The 18,190-nt window shown below is 68.8% G+C and carries 20 protein-coding genes, 1 tRNA gene and 1 pseudogene; 11 read left to right on the forward strand and 11 right to left on the reverse strand.

Going from position 1 to position 18,190, the window contains the following annotated elements; translation table 11 throughout:
* Positions 1-112: 112 nt before the first annotated feature.
* The gene (locus tag FNH09_RS08355) at positions 113-628 is read right to left on the reverse strand and encodes a hypothetical protein (RefSeq protein WP_152886112.1); all 516 of its coding nucleotides are present in this window, start codon (positions 626-628) and stop codon (positions 113-115) included.
* A gap of 308 nt (positions 629-936) precedes the next feature.
* Positions 937-1,797 carry an ATP-dependent DNA ligase gene (locus tag FNH09_RS08360; protein ID WP_338017511.1) on the reverse strand — a complete coding sequence of 287 codons (861 nt, stop codon included), beginning with the start codon at positions 1,795-1,797 and terminating at the stop codon, positions 937-939.
* Positions 1,798-2,145: 348 nt separating this feature from the next.
* Here FNH09_RS08360 and FNH09_RS08365 point away from each other — a divergent pair, with 348 nt between their 5' ends.
* Together FNH09_RS08365 and FNH09_RS08370 are read left to right on the forward strand one after the other, a co-directional pair.
* The gene (locus tag FNH09_RS08365) at positions 2,146-3,315 is read left to right on the forward strand and encodes a pentapeptide repeat-containing protein (protein ID WP_162468266.1); all 1,170 of its coding nucleotides are present in this window, start codon (positions 2,146-2,148) and stop codon (positions 3,313-3,315) included.
* A gap of 31 nt (positions 3,316-3,346) precedes the next feature.
* A tRNA-Asp gene (locus FNH09_RS08370) sits at positions 3,347-3,416 on the forward strand.
* A gap of 107 nt (positions 3,417-3,523) precedes the next feature.
* Here the strand turns inward: FNH09_RS08370 and FNH09_RS48300 are convergent.
* The 3 genes from FNH09_RS48300 to FNH09_RS08380 all read right to left on the reverse strand — a co-directional run bounded on the left by FNH09_RS48300 (position 3,524) and on the right by FNH09_RS08380 (position 5,086).
* Positions 3,524-3,826, reverse strand: a complete 303-nt coding sequence (locus FNH09_RS48300; RefSeq protein WP_238426543.1) for a DUF6233 domain-containing protein — start codon at positions 3,824-3,826, stop codon at positions 3,524-3,526.
* Positions 3,827-4,461: 635 nt separating this feature from the next.
* Entirely contained in the window at positions 4,462-4,806 is a 345-nt protein-coding gene (locus FNH09_RS08375) for a DUF6233 domain-containing protein (RefSeq protein ID WP_162468267.1), read from the reverse strand.
* Between the two features lie 10 nt (positions 4,807-4,816).
* Complete coding sequence (locus FNH09_RS08380; RefSeq protein ID WP_152886114.1) at positions 4,817-5,086, reverse strand: hypothetical protein; 270 nt, start codon at positions 5,084-5,086, stop codon at positions 4,817-4,819.
* A 157-nt stretch (positions 5,087-5,243) separates the two neighbouring features.
* Here FNH09_RS08380 and FNH09_RS08385 point away from each other — a divergent pair, with 157 nt between their 5' ends.
* Together FNH09_RS08385 and FNH09_RS50095 are read left to right on the forward strand one after the other, a co-directional pair.
* Positions 5,244-5,678, forward strand: coding sequence for a hypothetical protein (locus tag FNH09_RS08385; RefSeq protein ID WP_238426544.1), 435 nt, complete (start codon positions 5,244-5,246; stop codon positions 5,676-5,678).
* A 68-nt stretch (positions 5,679-5,746) separates the two neighbouring features.
* Positions 5,747-6,049: pseudogene (locus FNH09_RS50095) on the forward strand (transposase); the annotation flags it as partial.
* A 193-nt stretch (positions 6,050-6,242) separates the two neighbouring features.
* Here the strand turns inward: FNH09_RS50095 and FNH09_RS50100 are convergent.
* The 4 genes from FNH09_RS50100 to FNH09_RS08405 all read right to left on the reverse strand — a co-directional run bounded on the left by FNH09_RS50100 (position 6,243) and on the right by FNH09_RS08405 (position 9,925).
* Positions 6,243-7,031: a hypothetical protein gene (locus FNH09_RS50100; RefSeq protein WP_162468259.1), complete on the reverse strand. Its 789-nt coding sequence runs from the start codon at positions 7,029-7,031 to the stop codon at positions 6,243-6,245.
* A 316-nt stretch (positions 7,032-7,347) separates the two neighbouring features.
* The gene (locus tag FNH09_RS08395; protein ID WP_152886115.1) at positions 7,348-7,941 is read right to left on the reverse strand and encodes a GIY-YIG nuclease family protein; all 594 of its coding nucleotides are present in this window, start codon (positions 7,939-7,941) and stop codon (positions 7,348-7,350) included.
* Positions 7,889-8,218: a hypothetical protein gene (locus FNH09_RS08400; protein WP_152886116.1), complete on the reverse strand. Its 330-nt coding sequence runs from the start codon at positions 8,216-8,218 to the stop codon at positions 7,889-7,891. Before FNH09_RS08400 ends, FNH09_RS08395 begins: the two co-directional genes overlap by 53 nt.
* 651 nt (positions 8,219-8,869) lie before the next feature.
* Positions 8,870-9,925 carry a pentapeptide repeat-containing protein gene (locus tag FNH09_RS08405; RefSeq protein WP_152886117.1) on the reverse strand — a complete coding sequence of 352 codons (1,056 nt, stop codon included), beginning with the start codon at positions 9,923-9,925 and terminating at the stop codon, positions 8,870-8,872.
* A 656-nt stretch (positions 9,926-10,581) separates the two neighbouring features.
* On the opposite strand from FNH09_RS08405, the gene FNH09_RS08410 reads away from it, so the two are divergent.
* The 7 genes from FNH09_RS08410 to FNH09_RS08435 all read left to right on the forward strand — a co-directional run bounded on the left by FNH09_RS08410 (position 10,582) and on the right by FNH09_RS08435 (position 15,465).
* Positions 10,582-11,502, forward strand: a complete 921-nt coding sequence (locus tag FNH09_RS08410; RefSeq protein ID WP_152886118.1) for a hypothetical protein — start codon at positions 10,582-10,584, stop codon at positions 11,500-11,502.
* A 192-nt stretch (positions 11,503-11,694) separates the two neighbouring features.
* Positions 11,695-12,486, forward strand: a complete 792-nt coding sequence (locus FNH09_RS08415; RefSeq protein WP_152886119.1) for a hypothetical protein — start codon at positions 11,695-11,697, stop codon at positions 12,484-12,486.
* A gap of 137 nt (positions 12,487-12,623) precedes the next feature.
* On the forward strand, positions 12,624-13,094 hold the full coding sequence (locus FNH09_RS08420) for a FliH/SctL family protein (RefSeq protein ID WP_152886120.1): 471 nt from the start codon (positions 12,624-12,626) through the stop codon (positions 13,092-13,094).
* Positions 13,095-13,279: 185 nt separating this feature from the next.
* Positions 13,280-13,537, forward strand: coding sequence for a MerR family transcriptional regulator (locus FNH09_RS08425; RefSeq protein WP_152886121.1), 258 nt, complete (start codon positions 13,280-13,282; stop codon positions 13,535-13,537).
* A gap of 606 nt (positions 13,538-14,143) precedes the next feature.
* A complete protein-coding gene (locus FNH09_RS08430; protein WP_152886122.1) occupies positions 14,144-14,569 on the forward strand; it encodes a hypothetical protein in 426 nt (141 codons plus the stop codon).
* Between the two features lie 39 nt (positions 14,570-14,608).
* Complete coding sequence (locus tag FNH09_RS46650; RefSeq protein WP_156110809.1) at positions 14,609-14,767, forward strand: hypothetical protein; 159 nt, start codon at positions 14,609-14,611, stop codon at positions 14,765-14,767.
* Between the two features lie 152 nt (positions 14,768-14,919).
* Positions 14,920-15,465, forward strand: a complete 546-nt coding sequence (locus FNH09_RS08435) for a tyrosine-type recombinase/integrase (protein ID WP_152886123.1) — start codon at positions 14,920-14,922, stop codon at positions 15,463-15,465.
* A 185-nt stretch (positions 15,466-15,650) separates the two neighbouring features.
* Here FNH09_RS08435 and FNH09_RS08440 read toward each other — a convergent pair whose 3' ends face one another.
* Together FNH09_RS08440 and FNH09_RS08445 are read right to left on the reverse strand one after the other, a co-directional pair.
* Positions 15,651-17,096: a glyceraldehyde-3-phosphate dehydrogenase gene (locus tag FNH09_RS08440; RefSeq protein WP_162468269.1), complete on the reverse strand. Its 1,446-nt coding sequence runs from the start codon at positions 17,094-17,096 to the stop codon at positions 15,651-15,653.
* A gap of 154 nt (positions 17,097-17,250) precedes the next feature.
* Positions 17,251-18,177 carry an EamA family transporter gene (locus FNH09_RS08445; RefSeq protein WP_202919617.1) on the reverse strand — a complete coding sequence of 309 codons (927 nt, stop codon included), beginning with the start codon at positions 18,175-18,177 and terminating at the stop codon, positions 17,251-17,253.
* Positions 18,178-18,190: the final 13 nt, after the last annotated feature.

An 18,190-nucleotide genomic window follows, 5' to 3' on the forward strand; every position in this document is an offset into this window, starting at 1 on the left:
ACCTCGAGCTGCTCGGCTCCAAGGTCCTTCCATTGCTTGGCGATACTGGCACCCGCCGACAGGACGGCGTCATTGTCAGAAGGCTGCCTGGCAGGCATCTGTTCCCCGTTGTTCACCGCGTTGATCCGTCGTCATCGCTCGATGTGGGAGCCAGGCCCCCGCCGTCTGTTCTCAAGGGAGGTGGGCCGAGGCGTACGAGCATTCGCGCCAGGGTGGCGTTGATCGTGTCGGCTGCATCCTCGGCGACCAGTTGTTCATCATCTGTGGACGGGTGGTCGAACTCGTCCGCCGAAAGGTCCGCGTCGGCGGCCGCCGGTCGTTGGACTGCGTCCTCGGCGGCGTTCTCAATGACGACGCGGTGGATCATCATCGCGTCGTCTGTCGTGATGCTCCCCGCGATACCCCCGACCGCGATTCCGCCCGCGATCCCGCTCTTGGCCGCCGGCCTTCTCAGCCGGCCTGTACCCGCGCTTCGCCGCCTGACTGTTCTTCCGTCCCAATCCCGGGTCTGTCGGATCGTTAGATCTCCGCGCCGGCTCCCAAGGATTGCCTTTGTCGTGTCCCACACGACCGCTATGGCCCCTGCGGTTGAGAGCACCAGCACTACTACGTCTGAAAAGTCCAACACGGCCTCTCCCCAAGCCGAGACGACCAGCGCAAAACACGATAGCCGGGACGGAGCGGGGCGGAGGGGAGGTTTGCGAACAGAAGGTCCGACGGGGGGAGGTGACTAGGCCTGTGCCGTCGGGCCGTCGGCTCATGCTGTCGGCCGCACGTGATCGAACTCTGTGCGCTCCTATCCACCCAGGTCACTGGCAGGCGGTTCTGGCCCGTGACCTTGAGATTGGGACATACGTCGCCCACACCGTGCCCCCGACCTGGCCGGCCGCCGATGTCTTCCGGCGACCACAGTCCCGTGGAGCGTTTCGCCGGTCGTCATCGGATCCGTGTGACCGTCACGACTGCATGCCGGGTGGTGCCGGCCAGGACCTCCACGACGAGGCCGGAGCCCACCGCCGAGTACGCGTCACCCGCCGACGTCCGCCCTCTCCCGCCCGCAAGAACCGCCACCAGGTGCACGGCGACCTGCGCCGACAGCGGAGCACTCAGCCTCTGAGACAGCGACGTCCGCCCGTCCGGCAGACGTACCGCGAGCGACCGCGGCCGCATGGGCGTACCGGTGTAGCCGACCACCTCGGCGTCCACCGTCTCCGCGTGACGGACCTTCCGCCACGACGACGACCGCCCCGCCCGGTACGTCGAAGAACCCAGCTTCGCGACGACGCCCTCGACTCCCGTGTCCTGAAGCGAGTCGTACCAGGCCTGCGCCACCTCAGGATCGTCCGTCGCAGACACCGCCTGAATCGCCGACGGCGACGGCAGCGCCCCGATCACGTCGAACATGACCGCACGCCGCTCCACGTACGGCCGCCCCCGCAGGTCCCGGCCGGAGACCGCCAGGACGTCCCACACGATGAACAGCGCCGGATGCGTCTCCGACAACTGCCGCGCCCGAGCCGGCGACGACGCCGCACGGGACTGCGCCGCGCCGAACGAGATCCGGCCGTCGACCACGACGACGGCCTCACCGTCGAGGACCACGCCCGGCGGCAGCTCCATCCCGGCGAGCGCGATGTCCATCCAGGAAGACGTCACCTTCCGCCCGGACCGCGCCTGGAGCCGTACCGTGTCCGCCGTCCGCCACAGCACCGTCCGGTGACCGTCGAGCTTGATCTCGTACCACCAGCCCGGCCCCGTCGGCAGCGCAGGTGCGAGCTGGGCAAGTGCGACATCCACGGGAAACTCCACGTCACAAGGCTGAAGTGGATCACTTCCGCCCGCGCGCCGAAACGCAACCAGAGCACAGAGCAGTCGCCCGATCGCGTGGACGCAGGATGCCGGAGCGCGTTTGACCTCCACCGTGGCGGCGGCCGATGTCGATCACGGGATGCCGCAACCGAAAACCCTCCCAACGGCATGTAGCGATGCATGAGGCGACGAATCACCCGCCGGGTACTCCGTGCTGCGCTGCGCCGGGTACTCCTTGCTGCGCTGCGCGCTCACGACGCGGTCCTGGGCATCGGGTCCGAGCTGGAGAGGCGCCGGGCACGCGTCCGGCTGAAGGAACGCGCCCAGCGATGGGCCATGAGGGCTCTGATCGTGACCGGAGCCCTTGTGATTCTCGGTGTCCTGCCGTGGCTGGTGTGGCGCGGCCCATACGTCATCGACGGCGAGTACATCGACCGGAACGAACTGGCCAAGGGATCCGCAGCCCTCGTGACCGGCCTTCGCACCGCCGTGGTTGCTTTCACCGCCGCGCTCGGTGCCGGTATCGCCCTGCTCTACACCGCGCGCACCTACCGCCTCACCCGACGCGGACAGATCACCGATCGCTTCACCAAAGCCCTTGAACGCCTCGGCTCACCCGAGATCTACGTACGCATTGGCGGCATCCTCGCCCTGGAACAGATCGTGCAGGACGCGCCCGAGCAGGCGGCTACCGACGCCGCTCGCGTCCTGGGCCACTTCATCCGCGACCGCGCGCCGAAAGTTTTGGACGCAGTCAAACCCCTGACTGACGAACCTGCCGCCGACGTGCAAGCAGCCCTTGCCGCCCTCACCCGGACCGAATCACGCACCCACGTCGACAGCCGGGAAAAACTCGACTTCCACGGCCTCCACCTCGACGGCGCCGACCTGACTCACGCCGACCTCACCCACGTCGACCTACATGGAGCCTCACTCGCGGGGGCGGATCTGACCGGGGCGATGCTCACGGACGCGAACCTGTCCGAGGCGACGCTCACGGACGCGAACCTGTCCAGGGCGACGCTCACGGACGCGAACCTGTCCCAGGCAGCGCTTGCGGGGGCGCGCCTGGCCGGGGCGACGCTCACGGGGACGGGCCTGGCCGGGGCGACGCTGACGGGGGCGGACCTGTCCGGGGCGACGCTCACGAGGACCATCCTGGTCGGGGCGACGCTGACGGGGGCCCTGCTGTCCGGGGCCACGCTCACGGACGTGAACCTGTCCAGGGCGACGCTCACGGAGGCGAGCCTGTTCATGGCGACGCTCACGAACGCCCGCCTGGACCAGGCGACGTTCAAGGAGGCCGACCTCCGCGACGCAGACCTGTCGTGCAGCAGGGGACTGACTTTGGAGCAGGTGACTTCGGCAAGGACAGACGAAGACACCAAATTGCCCGCCACCTTCTATGTCTCCACCGGAGCGTCTGTACCTATCCCCAGGTCACCGGACGGCAAGCGTCCGCCCGTCAGCCTCGTGGCCCGGGCCCGGCGAAACCCGGATGCCTGACACGAGCCCGGTCGGCTACCGTCCATGACGTGCAGGTGCGCAGGCAGCGGATACTTCCGCCTATCAAGCGGGTAACGCGGGTTCGAATCCCGCCACCGGCCCCGGCCGGTGTCGTCTAGCGGCCCAGGACGCCTACGTCTCCGCCGCCGACCCTGAACTCTGCACACACACGGCGTGAGCCGCCCGCACGGGGGATGAGCGGGCGGCTCTACTCCAGTATCCCGAGCGCCGTATCCGGGCGGCAGTGCGTGCACGCCGGAACCTGCTGCCGCAACGCCTCGACCGCCTGGTCCCGGGTCACCGGCCTCCGGCGCTTGCCCGCATCCCAGCAGCGGCCCTGGCGCACCGCCACAGCATTGCCGCGGATCAGCCCCTGCCCGCCCCCACCTCGGTGGTCCCCTCTGCGCAAGGCGCTATCGAGAGAAGGGCGGGAGGTTTGCCGGGGGAATAGGGCAGAACCTGTAAGAGGCGCGATACCACGCGATATAGCCGTCCTTGTACCCCTGCTCATTCGGAGTGCTGGTGGAAAAAGCGGCTAGAAATTGAGGATCGTCGAGTTTGGATTTGTGGCACAGAGCCCTGTCGGATCTCCCCGATGCGGATCCCAGTATCCGGCCGGAACAATATCCCTCTTTGTACCACCCGACATCGTTCGGGTCACCCCAAACGTCTTTCCCGCCTGGGCCTCCAGCTTGATGTACATCGCTGCAAAGCGTGTGCTTTTTCGGCATCGTGATTACGCTTGTCGTGCCCGACTTCGGGAGCGCGGCGTGCGGCCGTGCTGGCGCGGTTGCGGCCTGTTGATGCGCAGCGAATGCGCTGGAGGGAAGCAAAGCGACCCCGGTAGCCAAGGCGGTTGAGGCTGCCAGCGTCACGAAGTGCTGAATTCGAGATGCCCGGTATGCGCACACTGCACTTCTCCCCAAGGTTCGATATCTGGTCAGGAAATCGGGTTCAGGGTGACCGCTGGTCGGGTAGGTCCCGCCAGGCTCGGAGAACGTTCGATGTGGACAGCCAGGTCTATTCTTTCTTGACCCGCATTCCCCCGATGGGGTGAGTGTCCTGTTTTCCACTATGGCATGGGGGAGAGTGAGATGCGCGGCAAGAGAGTGCGCGTGATCCGCCCGCTAAGCGGAAGGCGGTCGGCTACTCCAGTATCCCGAGCGCCGTATCCGGGCGGCAGTGCGTGCACGCCGGAACCTGCTGCCGCAGCGCCTCGACCGCCTGGTCCCGGGTCACCGGCCTCCGGCGCTTGCCCGCATCCCAGCAGCGGCCCTGGTGTACGGCGACCACGTTGTCACGGTTCAGCCCCTGCTCGACCACCCACTTCGGCGGCTCGGGCCGGGCCTCCTCGCCCCGCAGTCGCTCCGCCTCCCGCCGCTCCTCCGTCGCGATCCACCCGTCGATCTGTGCCAGGGACGCCGCGGCCTGCTGCGCCACCACGCGCCGGGCGAAGCGGAGCAGCTCAAGAGGGGATGGAGTATCGCTCACATGTTCGAGTCTAGCTCTGTGGCCTGCGGTAATCGCGCCGGGTCATCCGCACCGCATCCCACCAGTACCAGCCGTTCGGCGCCGCATCCGGGCGCGGCCACAGCGTCAGCCGGTACGCCCGCCGGCCGTCCGGAGAGTCGTAGTGCGCCCGCACCACACCCCGATACGGCTCACGGGCCACGCGCAGGTTGATCCGTACGACCTCGTATGGACCGTACGCACGCACCGTCGCCCCCGAAGGTGGGGGAGGCGCGCCCTCAGTATCCAAGAAATCGGTCACGCATTCGAATTTACTGCTCCGTGGTGGACCGTGCGACCCCTCAGGCGCCAGGCCCATCACGCGAGAAAGTTGATCGAAAATATGTCCACCGTCTACTTGGATGACATAGCGTCACTACGCTCGCCGGACTGGCCGAGCGAGCGGGAAGAGGGGGAAGATGCGTCACCGGATCGCGACCTTGGCCGCAACCACCGTTATCGCCGCCAGTGGGGTACTCGCTACCGCGTCGTCGGCGTCAGCAACTGTTGACCCGCCCTCGGGGGGTTGGGACCACACGTGGACCACCACGGACGCCGGCAAGGGCGGCACGATCTACATCGCTGAGCACGGCGACATCGTCACGCTCTGCGATACGAACGCCGACGGGCGGACTCCCCACCTCGAAGTAAATTACGAGGATGGCCCCGGCGACTGGGGCTTTGCCTACGCACTTGACGCCACGGGCGGGGAGGGCTCGTGCGTCTCCGCCAGAGCTTCACAGGGGGGCCGGTACGACCTCCCTGAAAACGAGGAAATCGAGATCGCAATCTGGCTGGGGCCGCTCTACCACGAATACGGCATGGCCAGGCACTATTACCTCAACGACCACTAGTAGTGCCTGGTCAGGTTGTTTCGTCAGTGGCGTGTCCGCTTGATCGGGTGTGTCGTTGATCGGGCGTGATGGGTGGGGAGTTGGCCGCGGTCCGCTGTGATCTGGAGGACTTCGCGGCAGAGATGTTCGAGCCGTTCGCGCGGGCGGATCAGCGCCGGTGGGGCGGGCTCTATCTGTGAGGGCTGCTGCTGGACGGGCGGCGCAAATCGGTGGAACCGATGGCCGCCCGCCTGGGCGAGGACGGCAACCGGCAGGCCCTGGCGAACTTCATCACCACCAGCCCGTGGGGCGCGGCGCATGTCCGCGCCCGCCTCGCCTGGCGGATGCAGCAGGTGATCAGACCGACCGCGCTGATCGTCGATGACACCGGGCCCCCTGGCCTTCGCGCCGCTCCTCTGGTGCCTGCGCCGCCGCGGAACTGTCTGAATCCGCACGCACGTCAGGCCCCCTGCCGCACCCAGCGGCGGGGGGCCTGCTCGCGTCTCGCCGCAGAACGGTGGGAGAGGTGCCGGATGGGGGCGTGTGCCCCGACCTGGGTCGTGGCCGGCGTGGGAGGCCGCCGGTCTAGGGTGCCGCCGGAGAACGCTCCGCCTGCCCGTTCTCCGCTGCCGCGCCTTCCTGCCTGCCAGTACTCCCGGCGCCAGGAACATCGGCGACCGCCAAGACCAGCGCCGCCACCACCTCGGCCCGCGCCGTGCCTTCCAGCTCGCTGTTCCTCAGCAACCGCTCGGCCGCCAGATACCGCGAGAACGCCAGGGGCTGATCAAAGTAAGCACGCAGATGCGCAGACGCCGCCTCCTGCGACTTCATGAACGTCCGCCCCACATACCCAGCGAGAGCGGCCGACACCGCACCAAGCCCCCCAGCCACCACCGCACCCGCCGTCGAACTCGCCCGCACCGCGACAATCACGAACGCGACCAACAGCAAAAACCCCAGCCACATGGCCAGCTGCGCACTCCGAAACGACCGCCGCGCCTGCCCCAAAACCGTCTCGTGATAGTGATCAAGCCGCGAGTGAGTCACCTTCCACAACTCCGGCAACACCAGCGCCGCGTCCGCAGACTCAGGCGCACGCTGATGCGGAACCTCGCCCTGGCCGACACCGCCTGGAAAGACAGGAGGACGCCTCCGCAACGCCTCCTCAAGCTCACGCTCGGCATCAAGCACACGCCGTCGAGACTCCGAATCTCCAGGCGGACGTCTGTCAAGCGAGAAGGCTGCAAACAAAGCTAGGCACAAGGACACGACGATGGGAACGAACGCGAAGGCCGAGAACTGGCTGCCCCGCAGGTGAAAGTTCAACCAGGGCGACATCACCAAGCCCCCGATGAATGCCGTGTAGTAGGCCAAGTTGGCCCACCACGACTTCCAGGGGCCCCGCAGGAACCAACGTACGGGAAGCTGGCTGTCAGGAGACTCTGGCATGACCCCACATCCTGCCCCAGCGGACGCAAGCGGGATGCTGATTCGATCGAACTCCTCACGCACGTCAGGCCCCCTGCCGCACCCAGCGGCCGGGGCCTGCTCGCGTCTCGTGTCGGGGCGCTGCCCCGTCCCGGCTCGAGTCGGCCGACGAACTGTGTGCGCGGCGGGCCCTTGCGCCGTTCATCGGCGAGCGGTGCAGGCCGGCCCCCCACCGAACTGGTGGGGGCCGCCGCGCGTCACGCTATGCCCGGGGGGCGGTCTCCTCGGCCAGGGCCCTTCGGCGTCGCTTCACCGAGTCGGCAAAGAGGTCCGTGCGGCCAAGGAACTCCACCTCCGCTACGCGGCCCATACGGTCCGCCTGCGCCCACGTGTAGCCTGCCTCGCGGGCTGCCTGGGCAATCTCCGAGCGCAGCTCTCCCGACTGGCGCAGGTAGCGCCCGCGGATGCTGGCCAGGGCGTTGCGCCGCCGGATCGCGGGAGTGTCCGGCGTCCGGTACTCGGGCGTCCCCATGACGTTGTGCCGGGGGCGTTCCATCGCGATGGCTTCCAGCTCCGCGGTATACGCCGCCCCGCGGCTCTCCTTCCACTCCTCGGTGCGCCTGGCCACCTCGGGCCACCAAGGCCTATCCCTATGCCCGTGGCAGCGCTTTTCCGGGTCAAACGCCGACCCGACGTAGAGGAGATTCCCTGCGGCATCCCACAGCCGGTAGACGGCGGCGGGCGAGTACCAGCGTCGGGCCCAGGCCCCCATGGCGCCGGTCGGCTCCGCGGTGGCCGTGCGGTCAGGCTCCTGCTTCGCCTCCGTCAGTTCCTGCTCGGCGCTCGCGCTCTGCACGCTTCGCCTCCTCTTCCTCTGCCTTGCGTTTCTGGCGTGAGGGGTTGGTGATCCCCTTGACGATGTGGCGGGCGCGGCTCTCGGTCACGCCGATCAGGTCGCCGATGGCGCCGTACGTCATGCCCTGGCCGCCCTTGTAAAGCTGCTCGCCCGCCTGTTGGCGCAGGAGGCGCACGCCCTGGTGCAAGTCCGGCCATCCTTCGAGCAGTTCGGACAACCGCTTGAAGCGTTCGGCGGGGTCCTCGGTGTTTTTGAACAGGCCTTCCAACGCGTCCATGGCCCGTTCCACCTCCTCGTTCGGCTCTCCCGACACGCGCTCACCTTTCCGGGCGCGTGGCACTGCCCGGCCATCGACCGTAGACTAGTCTACGGTTGCACCGGGTGGCGGCACGCGCTGCTGCCTGGACCTACAAGTCGGCCCCCGGTCGGGGCCTAGGAAACGCCGACCGGGGGCCACGTCAGATGGAGCTGACGCATGCAGAACCTTACTGAGCTGCGGCCCGGGTTGGTCCGGGACGTCACCGGTGAACACGTGAGCCTGGCCGTCCAGGTCCTCGTCGCGGTCGCGGAGCGATACGCAACGGACCGGCCGGGAGAGCCTGCCGAAGAGCTGGATTTCATCGCGCGGACCGGCGCGGAGACGTATGAGGCGCTGGGGCGCACGATGGGCGGCCGTCTGCGGGTCGTCGTTGGCCTGGTGCGTGAGGCCGCGCCGGACGTGACCGGCACGCGCGGTGAGTTCGCGGCTGGTCTGCTGGATGCGCGGCGCGTACGTACGGTTGGGCCGGCGACGAGGACCCCAACGGGCCCGCGATCCCAGGGCCGATCCCGGACAGGGGAGGAGCCCTACCAGGGCCGTTCCCGGACAGGGGAGCGGCCCTAACTTCTGGGGGCGTTTCACCTGTCCCGAACGCCTCGCCCTGATCGGCTATCCGACCGGTACAGGCGGTACGACCAGATCTGCGCCGCTGTTACCGGACCCTTGTACGCGGTATCGGCCGCCCCCCAGAGGCACGGACCGGTGCCGCATTGTGTCCCTGATGCCAGCAGGCCACGTTGTCCGCTCTGACCAAACGACGTCGACAAGGTCTGCGAAGGTCAGGTCCGCGCCGTACAGGTTCGCACCGGTCAGGTTCGCGCCGGTCAGGTCTGCGTGGTTCAGGTTCGCTTCGGTCAGGTTTGCGTCGGTCAGGTCCGCGCCGGTCAGGTTCGCGCTGGTGAGGTCCGCAAGGGTCAGGTACGCGCCGGTCAGATTCGCGCCGGTCAGGCTCACGCGGGTCAGGCTCGCGCGGAAGAACCTCGCGTGGGCCAGGGCAGCATCGTCCAGGCGCGCGCGGGTCAGGTCCGCGTCGTTCAGGTTCGCGCCGTTTAGGTGCGCGCCGGTCAGGCTCGCGCTGAGCAGCTGCGCGCCGGTCAGGTCCGCGTCGTTCAGGTGCGCGCCAATCAGGTACGTGTCGTTCAGGTCCGCTTGGGTCAGGTTCGCGTCGGTCAGACGCGCGCGGGTCAGGCGCGCGAGGGTCAGGTTCGCACCGGTCAGGTTTGCGCCGTTCAGGTTCACGTCGGTCAGGTCCGCGCCGTTCAGGTTCGCGCAGGTCAGGTCCGCCTGGATCAGGGAGGCGCCAGTTAGGCGTGCGCGGGTCAGGTCCGCGTCGTTCAGGGACGCGCCGTTCAGGTACGCGTCGGTCAGTTGCGTGCCAGTCAGGTTCGCGCCGGTCAGGTTCGCGCCGGTCAGGTTCGCGCCGGTCAGGTCCGCGCCGTTCAGGTCCGCCAGCCGCAGGTCCGCCTCAAGCAGCCATGTGCGGCTCAGGTTCAGGCGGCTGAGGTCCATAAGCCTCAGCCCCGAGACGGCAGGAAGCGTGAGGCGAGCGCCTCCGGCGACGAGCACCCGGATCCACCAGCCGGACGCCTTCACTCGAAGCCAGGGACGGGTGGGGCGGGCGGCATCGGCAAGGCGGGCGAGCCGTGTGTCAGGACGCGTCTTCACGGGCACTCTCCTGCGCTGTGCGCTCACGCCTCATGACCTCGGACGGCCTTCGCCCCTGCGCCAGAGAGTTTGCTCTCGGCTGGACCTCCACGCCCGACATGATGCCCCGGATAGTGGCTGGTGCACCGACTCCGAAAATGAATGCGGGCCAGGGCCCGTCAATTTGGTCATGAGCGGCTGCCGCGACGACGGCGCCCAGGATGAACCCGCACCCCATGACAAACAGCCGCGGCGGTAGCTCGGCCTTGCGCTTGCCGTGCCATGGCCACTCGTATCCCGCTGAGTGCACGGCCGCGGACAGTGAGACCAGGGAGGCGGCACCGCCCCCCGCCAGACCCCAAAGAGCCGCTTGCCACCACGTCATTCTCCGAAGATAGATGCCCAATCGCGCTTTGGTGAGAGGAGGTTGATATTCCGCAGGGAAGGCGCACCCAGGGCCGGGCGCTTTCAACCCGGGGCGCGACCGGATACGGCCGCGACGGCGGCGGCAGTGCGCTACTGTGCTGCCCGCGGCAGATAGCGCCTGCCAGACTCCCGACCGGCTAGCACCCACGCGCACCGGGACGCGGACAAGGGTCACAGACTCGCGCACACCCCAACCTTGATCGTTTCCCCTGCTGCGGCACGGGCGTGGGCGTGCTGCGGAAGGACCCGCTGTGACGAAGGACAAGAAGCGCAAGGCCGCCATCCGTGAGGCTGCACGAGCCTCCGGACGCCGCTACACCGCAGTAGCCCGGGAGATGGCAGCCGCTGCACCCGCAGTCTTCCAACTGGGCGCACTCCTCGCGGAATGCGCCTCCCTCCCGCCCGTTCGCTCCGACTGGTCGGACTGCCCCCCGGAGTACGCGCCTGAGGCTTTCGAGTCGAAGCTCATCGGAACGATCGTCCCCTACGGTGCAGTGCTGGAGCTGGCCGGCCTGCTGTCAGGGGACGGCCGCGAGGCGAGGCTCACCGTGGAGTCCGCCGACCCCGAATACGGCGCCGTCGTGACGTGCGGACGACGGCGCTTCTGGCTCCTCAGCCAAGGCAACACCTGGCCCCTCTGTGAGATCCCCGGTTGCAGCCACCACCCCGATCACCCCACGTTCACCCACTGCGACGAGCACCTCACCCGATGCGGCGCCATCGACCTCGTGAACATGGCACAAGCCTGGTCGCACGACCGGTCCGAGACCCGCAGGGAGGACCGGGCCAACGCCGGAGGCAGCACCGAGGCGGACGTGCTGGTGAAAGCCGCGCTCGCCACAGGCTGGTACGACGTCGTGACGGAAGACATCCTGCAAGGACTGTTCGGCGACCCGGACATCTTCGAGGACATGTACTGGGACGCGGACGAATGCAGCAAGATGCGCGACGCCCGGGACCGGGAGGCCGCACGCCTGCGCGCTGTGGCGGAAGCCGAGGTCCGGCGCCTGAGGAGCGAGAGCGACACCTGCGTAGGCGTGAGCTGCTTCCAAGGGCTCCGCGGCTGGTCTGGCACCAGGCCCGTCAACCTCTGCCCGGAGTGCGCCCCTCCTGGCAAGCAGCCGCACCCCCTCACCGAACGGCTGCTGAATATGTGGGGTCTCGGTCAGTAGCGAGACCGAAGGGGCGTTTGTTCGTCTTTGCGGCTTTTTATTGCGCTTTGCGTGATGAGTGTTGCAGGATCAAGCCGACAGGCGCGTGCCACGCCCTGAGTTGCTGAATCACCGTGAGCGGCTCCGTCCCCGAAAGCGGACGGAGCCGTTCGCGTTCATGTCCCGAGACCGCCCACCCGTCGGGGAGGCCGCATGCCAACCTCCGCCCCCGCCCCGTGCCATGGCCCCTGCAACACGGCCTGGCGGCGCGCTGAGCACCGCCGCACCGCCACCGGCACCGACCACGACATCCCGGTCACCTGGGGTACCCCCATCCACTGCGCCGACTGCGTGGACCGCACCGGCGACTACCTCGCCGACCTGCCCCACCTCCTCGACCTGGTCGCCCTGGAGGCACTGGACGGGCAGCGCGGCGTACCGTCCGCCAGCACACACGGCGCCCCCACCGACACCACCCCCTGGCCAGGCCAGGCCGCGCGTCTGCTCATCGACCACATCGCCGGCGGCTTGGCCGAGACCGCCGCCACGGTCCGCGCCCTGCACCACCACCGCGATCAGCCGTTGCGCCGCCCTGGCATCCGCGAGGCCGAGTGGATCCGAGAGTCCGTCAACACGCTCTTCCACGCGGTCGACTGGCTGCTCCAGGAGCACCCGCTCGCCACCGAGTCGCACGAGCCGCTGCGCCGCGCGCACTCGGTCGTGCACTCCGGGAACCCGGCCGCGCAGGTCGCCCACTGGCACACCGCCGCCACGCGGTTCACCCGCCGCGACCGGGCCCCCGAGACGAAGCGCCTCGCCCCCTGCGCGCGGTGCGGCGGCCCCTGGCTCACCGAGTGCCGCGACCTCCACCTGATTGGCGACGAGCCGTACATCGAGTGCCAGAACCCGGAATGCCAGACCTTGTACCGGCCCGACGAGTACCGCCGCCACGTCAAAGACCTCGTCGCCACCACACGCCTAAAGCACCGGGAAGATTCGAGATGACGACACCGGGGACGAAGCGCAACATGGGGTGAGTGGACAGGGTGACCCTTGGGCGATCGATAACCCGGCGGCCTGGTATCAATGCCCCGTCAGAAGGTTGACCGTCTCAAAGATTAAGTCGATCAAAGGAAAGCGTCATGGATTTCGGACGACTATTTGGCCGGCTCAGTCTAGTGTTCGTTGCTGCTGCTCTCGCCTCCTCCCCCTCCGTCGTCGCCCAGGCCTCCGCAGCACCCGACTCCACGTCACTAGGGATAGCGCCAAATCTCCGCCAGGACGACGCAGCCGACTACGCCCAGGGCTACAAGGACGGTTACGCCTTAGGGCGCCGCCACGGCTACCTTGCCGCGTGTGCGGGGCAACATTTTCAGGGGAGGGATCCGAAGAACCCCACCAATCCTGCCTACATGGCAGGATACGACAAGGGGTACGATGCAGGCTTCTTGCAAGGCCAGGCCGCGTGCGTTGAGTGGAAACATATTGGGGATCAGGAGAAGTCGCCGTACCTGTTGCGGTGTCCGCCCCAGTGTGACCTTCAGTTGCGTCCCTGGGTGCTTCCGAATCTGCGTGGGATATTTCAATCGATCTCCGGCGGCATGGACGGCTGATTGAGGCACCGCAGTGCCCGGCCCGGCCGGTCAGGTCGGCGACGCGCCCGAGAAACCCGCAGCTTGACGCGCCGTGCATCACGCATGATCCTGAGCGCGGATCACTATGTCCACGCTCAGCAAGGCCTCGCGGCTCCCGCGGGGCCTTTTCCTGTTCCCCCCTTCGTCCGCACCGGAGGTGCAGCATGGACCTGACCGGTGACCTCCAGAGCACGCTGTGGACGGCTGCCGAGGCTGCCGAGGCCGCGGGCGTCACACCTCACGTCGTGAGGAACTGGAAGTACCGCGGCCACCTCCACCAGGCCTGCACCGAGCAGGGCCGGCCCATGCGCAACCTTGCCGGACAGCCCCTGTTCCGGGCGATCGACGTCGTCCGCGCCGAGAGCGCCACCCGCCAGCGCGCCCGCCGATGCCACGGCGTACCGGCCCAGGCGACCGCCTGACCCTGACGAGGCCCGCCCCGCTCAGACGCCCTGCCCTGCGACGCACCAGCCGCAGCCGCAGGGACCGGACCGTCGCCGGGCGGCGCTGAGGGTCGCCGTACGGCGGCGGTCCACCACCGACTCCGCTGCCCGGCCGTCGCGCACGGCAGGGCCGACTAGTGACCCCAGATACGGGACTGGGATCACCCGGCCGGGCAGCGGACAACGACCTCACGAGCGCCGGGGTGTGCGGCCGCCAGCGCTCGTGAGCCCTGTGTCGTACGCCGGGCAGGGGCGCGACACGCGGTATCCGCGAGGACCGCATCGGCCCCGGCGGCATGCGCTCCGCCGGGGCCGGCTCACATCTCCGCGCGCCCTCGGTGCCGAATCCCCAGGGGCGCGCGGGCCACTTCGCCGACCACGGCGGATGGTCTGCCGCGATCACGGATCGCTTCTGGCTCGCTGCCAGGCAGATCAGCGAAGGGGAGGGGGCGCGGGTTCAAATCCCGCCCGGCACACCCGGTAGCTCAGCTTGGGCAGAGCGCTCCCCGGGAGCCGTCGGCCAGTCGCGGACCTCGCCCCGCGGGCCGACGGCCTCTTCCTCACCCGGCACGGAAGGAGCCGCCCATGCAGCACCACACCGTCCAGCAGCTGTCCGCCGGGCCCCGCGCCGGGAAGTACGTCTACACCGGCGGCGGCGAGCGAGCCCGCTACGTCGAGTGCTGCGCCGACGCCTTCCTCCTGGTCTACGGCGTACCGGAGGACGAGCGGGACAGCAGCCCTGCGTGGCAGGACGTCGGCCACGACACCGCCGCCGACGCCTACGCCCACATGCGCGCCGTCCTGCTGACCCGGCTCACCCTGACCGGACGTCTGGCCGACTGGTCCGGCTGCACCGCACCCGTCGGCGGCCGGATCTGCGACGAGCCGACGAAGGGCGTCGCGCAGATCCCTCCCATGCACTTCCAGGAGCCGCTGTGCGACGAGCACCGCACGCCGGAGACCGTCGCAGCGATGTGGGACGGACCCGGCGACTGGAGCGGCTCATGGTGACCCGCACCCCCACCCGCCCTCACCGAGCAGGAGCCGCCCATGCCTGAGACCCGCGCGCAGACCCTGCCGCAGGACATCGCCCCGCGCACCGCCGACGAGGCCGCCGAGCAGCTCATGAGGCTGCGCAAGCACGTGGACATCGTGTCGGACGGCGAGCGCTGGTGCCTCACGGGCGGCTGCGGCCCCCGGTTCCCCTGACCAGACCCCGATACCAGCGGGAGCAGCCGTGCGGCCGGTGCTCAACGTCACCGAGCTCATCGCCCTGGAACCTGCCGCCCGCTCCGCACCCTGAAGGGCCCTGCCAGGGCGAGGCCATCGCCTTCAGCCTCGACGACGTCGACGAAGACCAGATGGTCATGAACGTCCGCCGCCAGCTCCAGTGGAGCAAGGACGGGAAGACGGCCTACTTCAAATTGCCGAAGAACCGGAAAGAGCGCCAAGTCCCCTTGTCCCCGGACTTCCTCAAGCGGTTCAACGAGTACACAGAGGCGTTCCCCGCGGTCACGGTGACCCTGCCGTGGCTAGGGCCAGGGAACGCGGGCCGAGAGACAGCTACCGTTCGGCTCCTTGTCACGACGCAGTGGCGAAACCGGATCCGCCCCGGCAGCTTCAACGAGAAGACCATGAAGCCGGCATTGGCGGCGGCCGGTCTCATCGCGGCGCGTAGGGAGGACGAGTCGTGGGGGTGGGAGCCGTCGCGCGAGATGATGCACCATCGGTGGCGGCACACCTACGCCAGCGTGCAGCTTGCCGCGGGCGAGGATCCGGTGTCGCTGTCGCACTGGATGGGCCATGCTTCGGTCACCATCACGCTGGAGACGTACGCACACTTCATGCCCGACAACGGGATGCGGGGTCGAACCGCCATGGACGCCTGGCTGGAGAGTGAGTCGTAGGGCGGGACGGAAACCCCCTGAGAACTCCCTCGCTGTTCGCGCGATCACCGAGGGCCGCCGCCCGAAGCACGGGTGGCGGCCCTCGATGTAGGTCGCGGCTCTATCGGTCGCGCTGGTCAGGCGCGTGCCGCGACCCCCTCGGCGTCCTGTCTCCGACCAGAGAGGACGCCTGGGTGGTCCAACGCTCAGACGGCCGGGGCCGGGAAGGTCGGGTACTCGACGCCGGAGACGTGCTGGACGACGCGGATGACCTGGCAGGAGTAGCCGAACTCGTTGTCGTACCAGAGGTAGAGGATCGCGTTGTCGCCGTCGACCTTGGTGGCGCCGGCGTCCACGATCGACGCGTGGCGCGAGCCGATGAAGTCGCTGGAGACCGCGTCGGGTGCGGTGGTGAAGTCGATCTGGCGCTTGAGCGGCGAGGTCAGCGAGACGTCGCGCAGGTGGTCGAGGACCTCCTCGCGGGTGGTTTCCCGGCCGAGGCGCAGGCTCAGGATCGCGATCGACACGTCCGGCACCGGGACCCGGATCGAGCTGCCGGTGATCGGCGCCTTCAGCTCGGGCAGCGCCTTGGCGACGGCGGAGGCGGCGCCGGTCTCGGTGATCACCATGTTGAGCGGCGCGGACCGGCCGCGACGGTCGGCCTTGTGGTAATTGTCCAGCAGGTTCTGGTCGTTGGTGAACGAGTGGACGGTCTCCACATGGCCGCGCAGCACACCGTACTCGTCGGCCATCGCCTTGAGCGGCGGCACGATCGCGTTGGTGGTGCAGGACGCGCAGGACAGGATCTGCTCGTCCGGCTTGATGGTGTCGTGGTTGACGCCGTGCACGATGTTCGGGACGTCGCCCTTGCCCGGCGCGGTCAGGACGACCTTGTCGATGCCCGGACGCAGGTGCTGCGACAGACCCTCGCGGTCGCGCCAGCGGCCCGTGTTGTCGATGAGGATGGCGTCCTTGATGCCGTACGCCGTGTAGTCGACCTCCGACGGGTCGCCCGCGTAGATGACCTTGATCTCGTTGCCGTTGGCGGTGATGGTGCTGTTCGCCTCGTCCACGGTGATCGTGCCCTGGAACTGCCCGTGGATGGAGTCGCGGCGCAGCAGCGAGGCCCGCTTGACGATGTCCTGCTCGCCGCCCCGGCGCACGACGATGGCGCGCAGCCGCAGACCGTTGCCGGAGCCGGACTTCTCGATGAGCAGTCGGGCGACGAGACGGCCGATGCGGCCGAAGCCGTAGAGGACGACGTCGCGCGGCTCGCGGCGCTCGATCTTGTTGCCGCCGGTGGCGCCGGACACGGCCTCGGAGGTGAACTCCGCGACCGACAGGCCGCGGTCGTCCTCGCGGTACGTCGCCGCGAGCATGCCGATGTCGATCTGGGACGGGCCGAGGTCGAGCGTGGTCAGGGCCTGGAGGAACGGCAGCGTCTCGGTGACCGAGAGCTCCTCGCCGGCGATCTGACGGGCGAACCGGTGGGTCTTGAGGATGCTGACCACCGACTTGTTCACCAAGGAGCGGCTGTGCAGCAGGACCGTGACGTCCCGCTCCCTGTGCAGCTTTCCGATCATCGGGATCATGGACTCCGCGATCTCCTCGCGGGTCTTCCAGTTCGTGAACGAGTCCTCGTTGACAGTCACAGGTCCATCTTTCGAGCTAGGCAGTGCTCAAATGATAACCCGTGGCTCATTCGAGCTCCGGGCGGGGGTTCGACGATCGGTTCGGTGACCGATTCGATGACTGGTTCGGTGACTGGTTCGGTGAGCGAAATCGGTCACCGGTTCGGTGGCCGGCCTACGAGGAAGGGCTCGCCGTGGGCTTGGGCGTCGGTGCCGTCCTGCGCCGTCCCGAGAGCATGCTGACCGCGTTGGCGACGACGACCGCGCCGATGCCGGCCGCCTCGGCCCAGCCCAGCCGCTGGCCCAGGACGACCAGGCCCGACAGCGCGGCCAGCACCGGATTGACGCTCATGAACAGGCCGAAAGCCTGCGCGGGCACCCGGCGCAGCGTGAACAGGTCCGCGAGATAGGGCACCGCGGACGACAGCACACCGGCGGCCACCGCGCACCCCGCGGCCGCCACGGTCGGCGGATGCGTGACGGCGACCACCGCCCCGACGGGCAGGAACACCAGGGCGGAGACACCGGCCGCGGCCGCCGAACCCTGCGCGCCGGGGATCCGGCGGCCGACGGTGCGGTTGAGGAGGATGTACGACGCCCAGCAGGCGGCGGCGAGCAGACCGAGCCCGGTCCCGAGGTAGTCCGCGGAGGGCCGGGGCCGCATCAGGACGGCGACCCCCGCCGCGGCGACCACCGCGCAGTACGCGTCCACCCGCCGGCGCGCCGCGGCCAGCGCGATGGCCAGCGGGCCCAGGAACTCCAGCGTCACCGCGAGGCCCAGCCCGATCCGGTCGATCGCGGTGTACAGGGACAGGTTCATCGTCCCGAACACCAGGGCGAGCAGCAGTACGGGCCACCACTGCTCCCGGGTGAAGCCGCGCAGCCGGGGCCGGGCCACCGCCAGCAGGACGGCCGCCGCCACGTACTGGCGTACCGCGACGACACCGACGGGGCCCAGCACGGGGAAGGCGAGGGAGCCGACGGCGGCACCGACCTGGTTGGACAGACCGCTGCCGACCATGGTGCCCACCCCGGCCAGTGAGGCGCGGGCGCCCTGGGCGCTTTGGACCGGGGCGGGCGGACGCGGGGGAGCGTTATGCATGACCCGAGCGTCG

The sequence above is a fragment of the Streptomyces adustus genome, assembly GCF_009377175.1.
In the GTDB taxonomy this organism is placed as follows: domain Bacteria; phylum Actinomycetota; class Actinomycetes; order Streptomycetales; family Streptomycetaceae; genus Streptomyces; species Streptomyces adustus.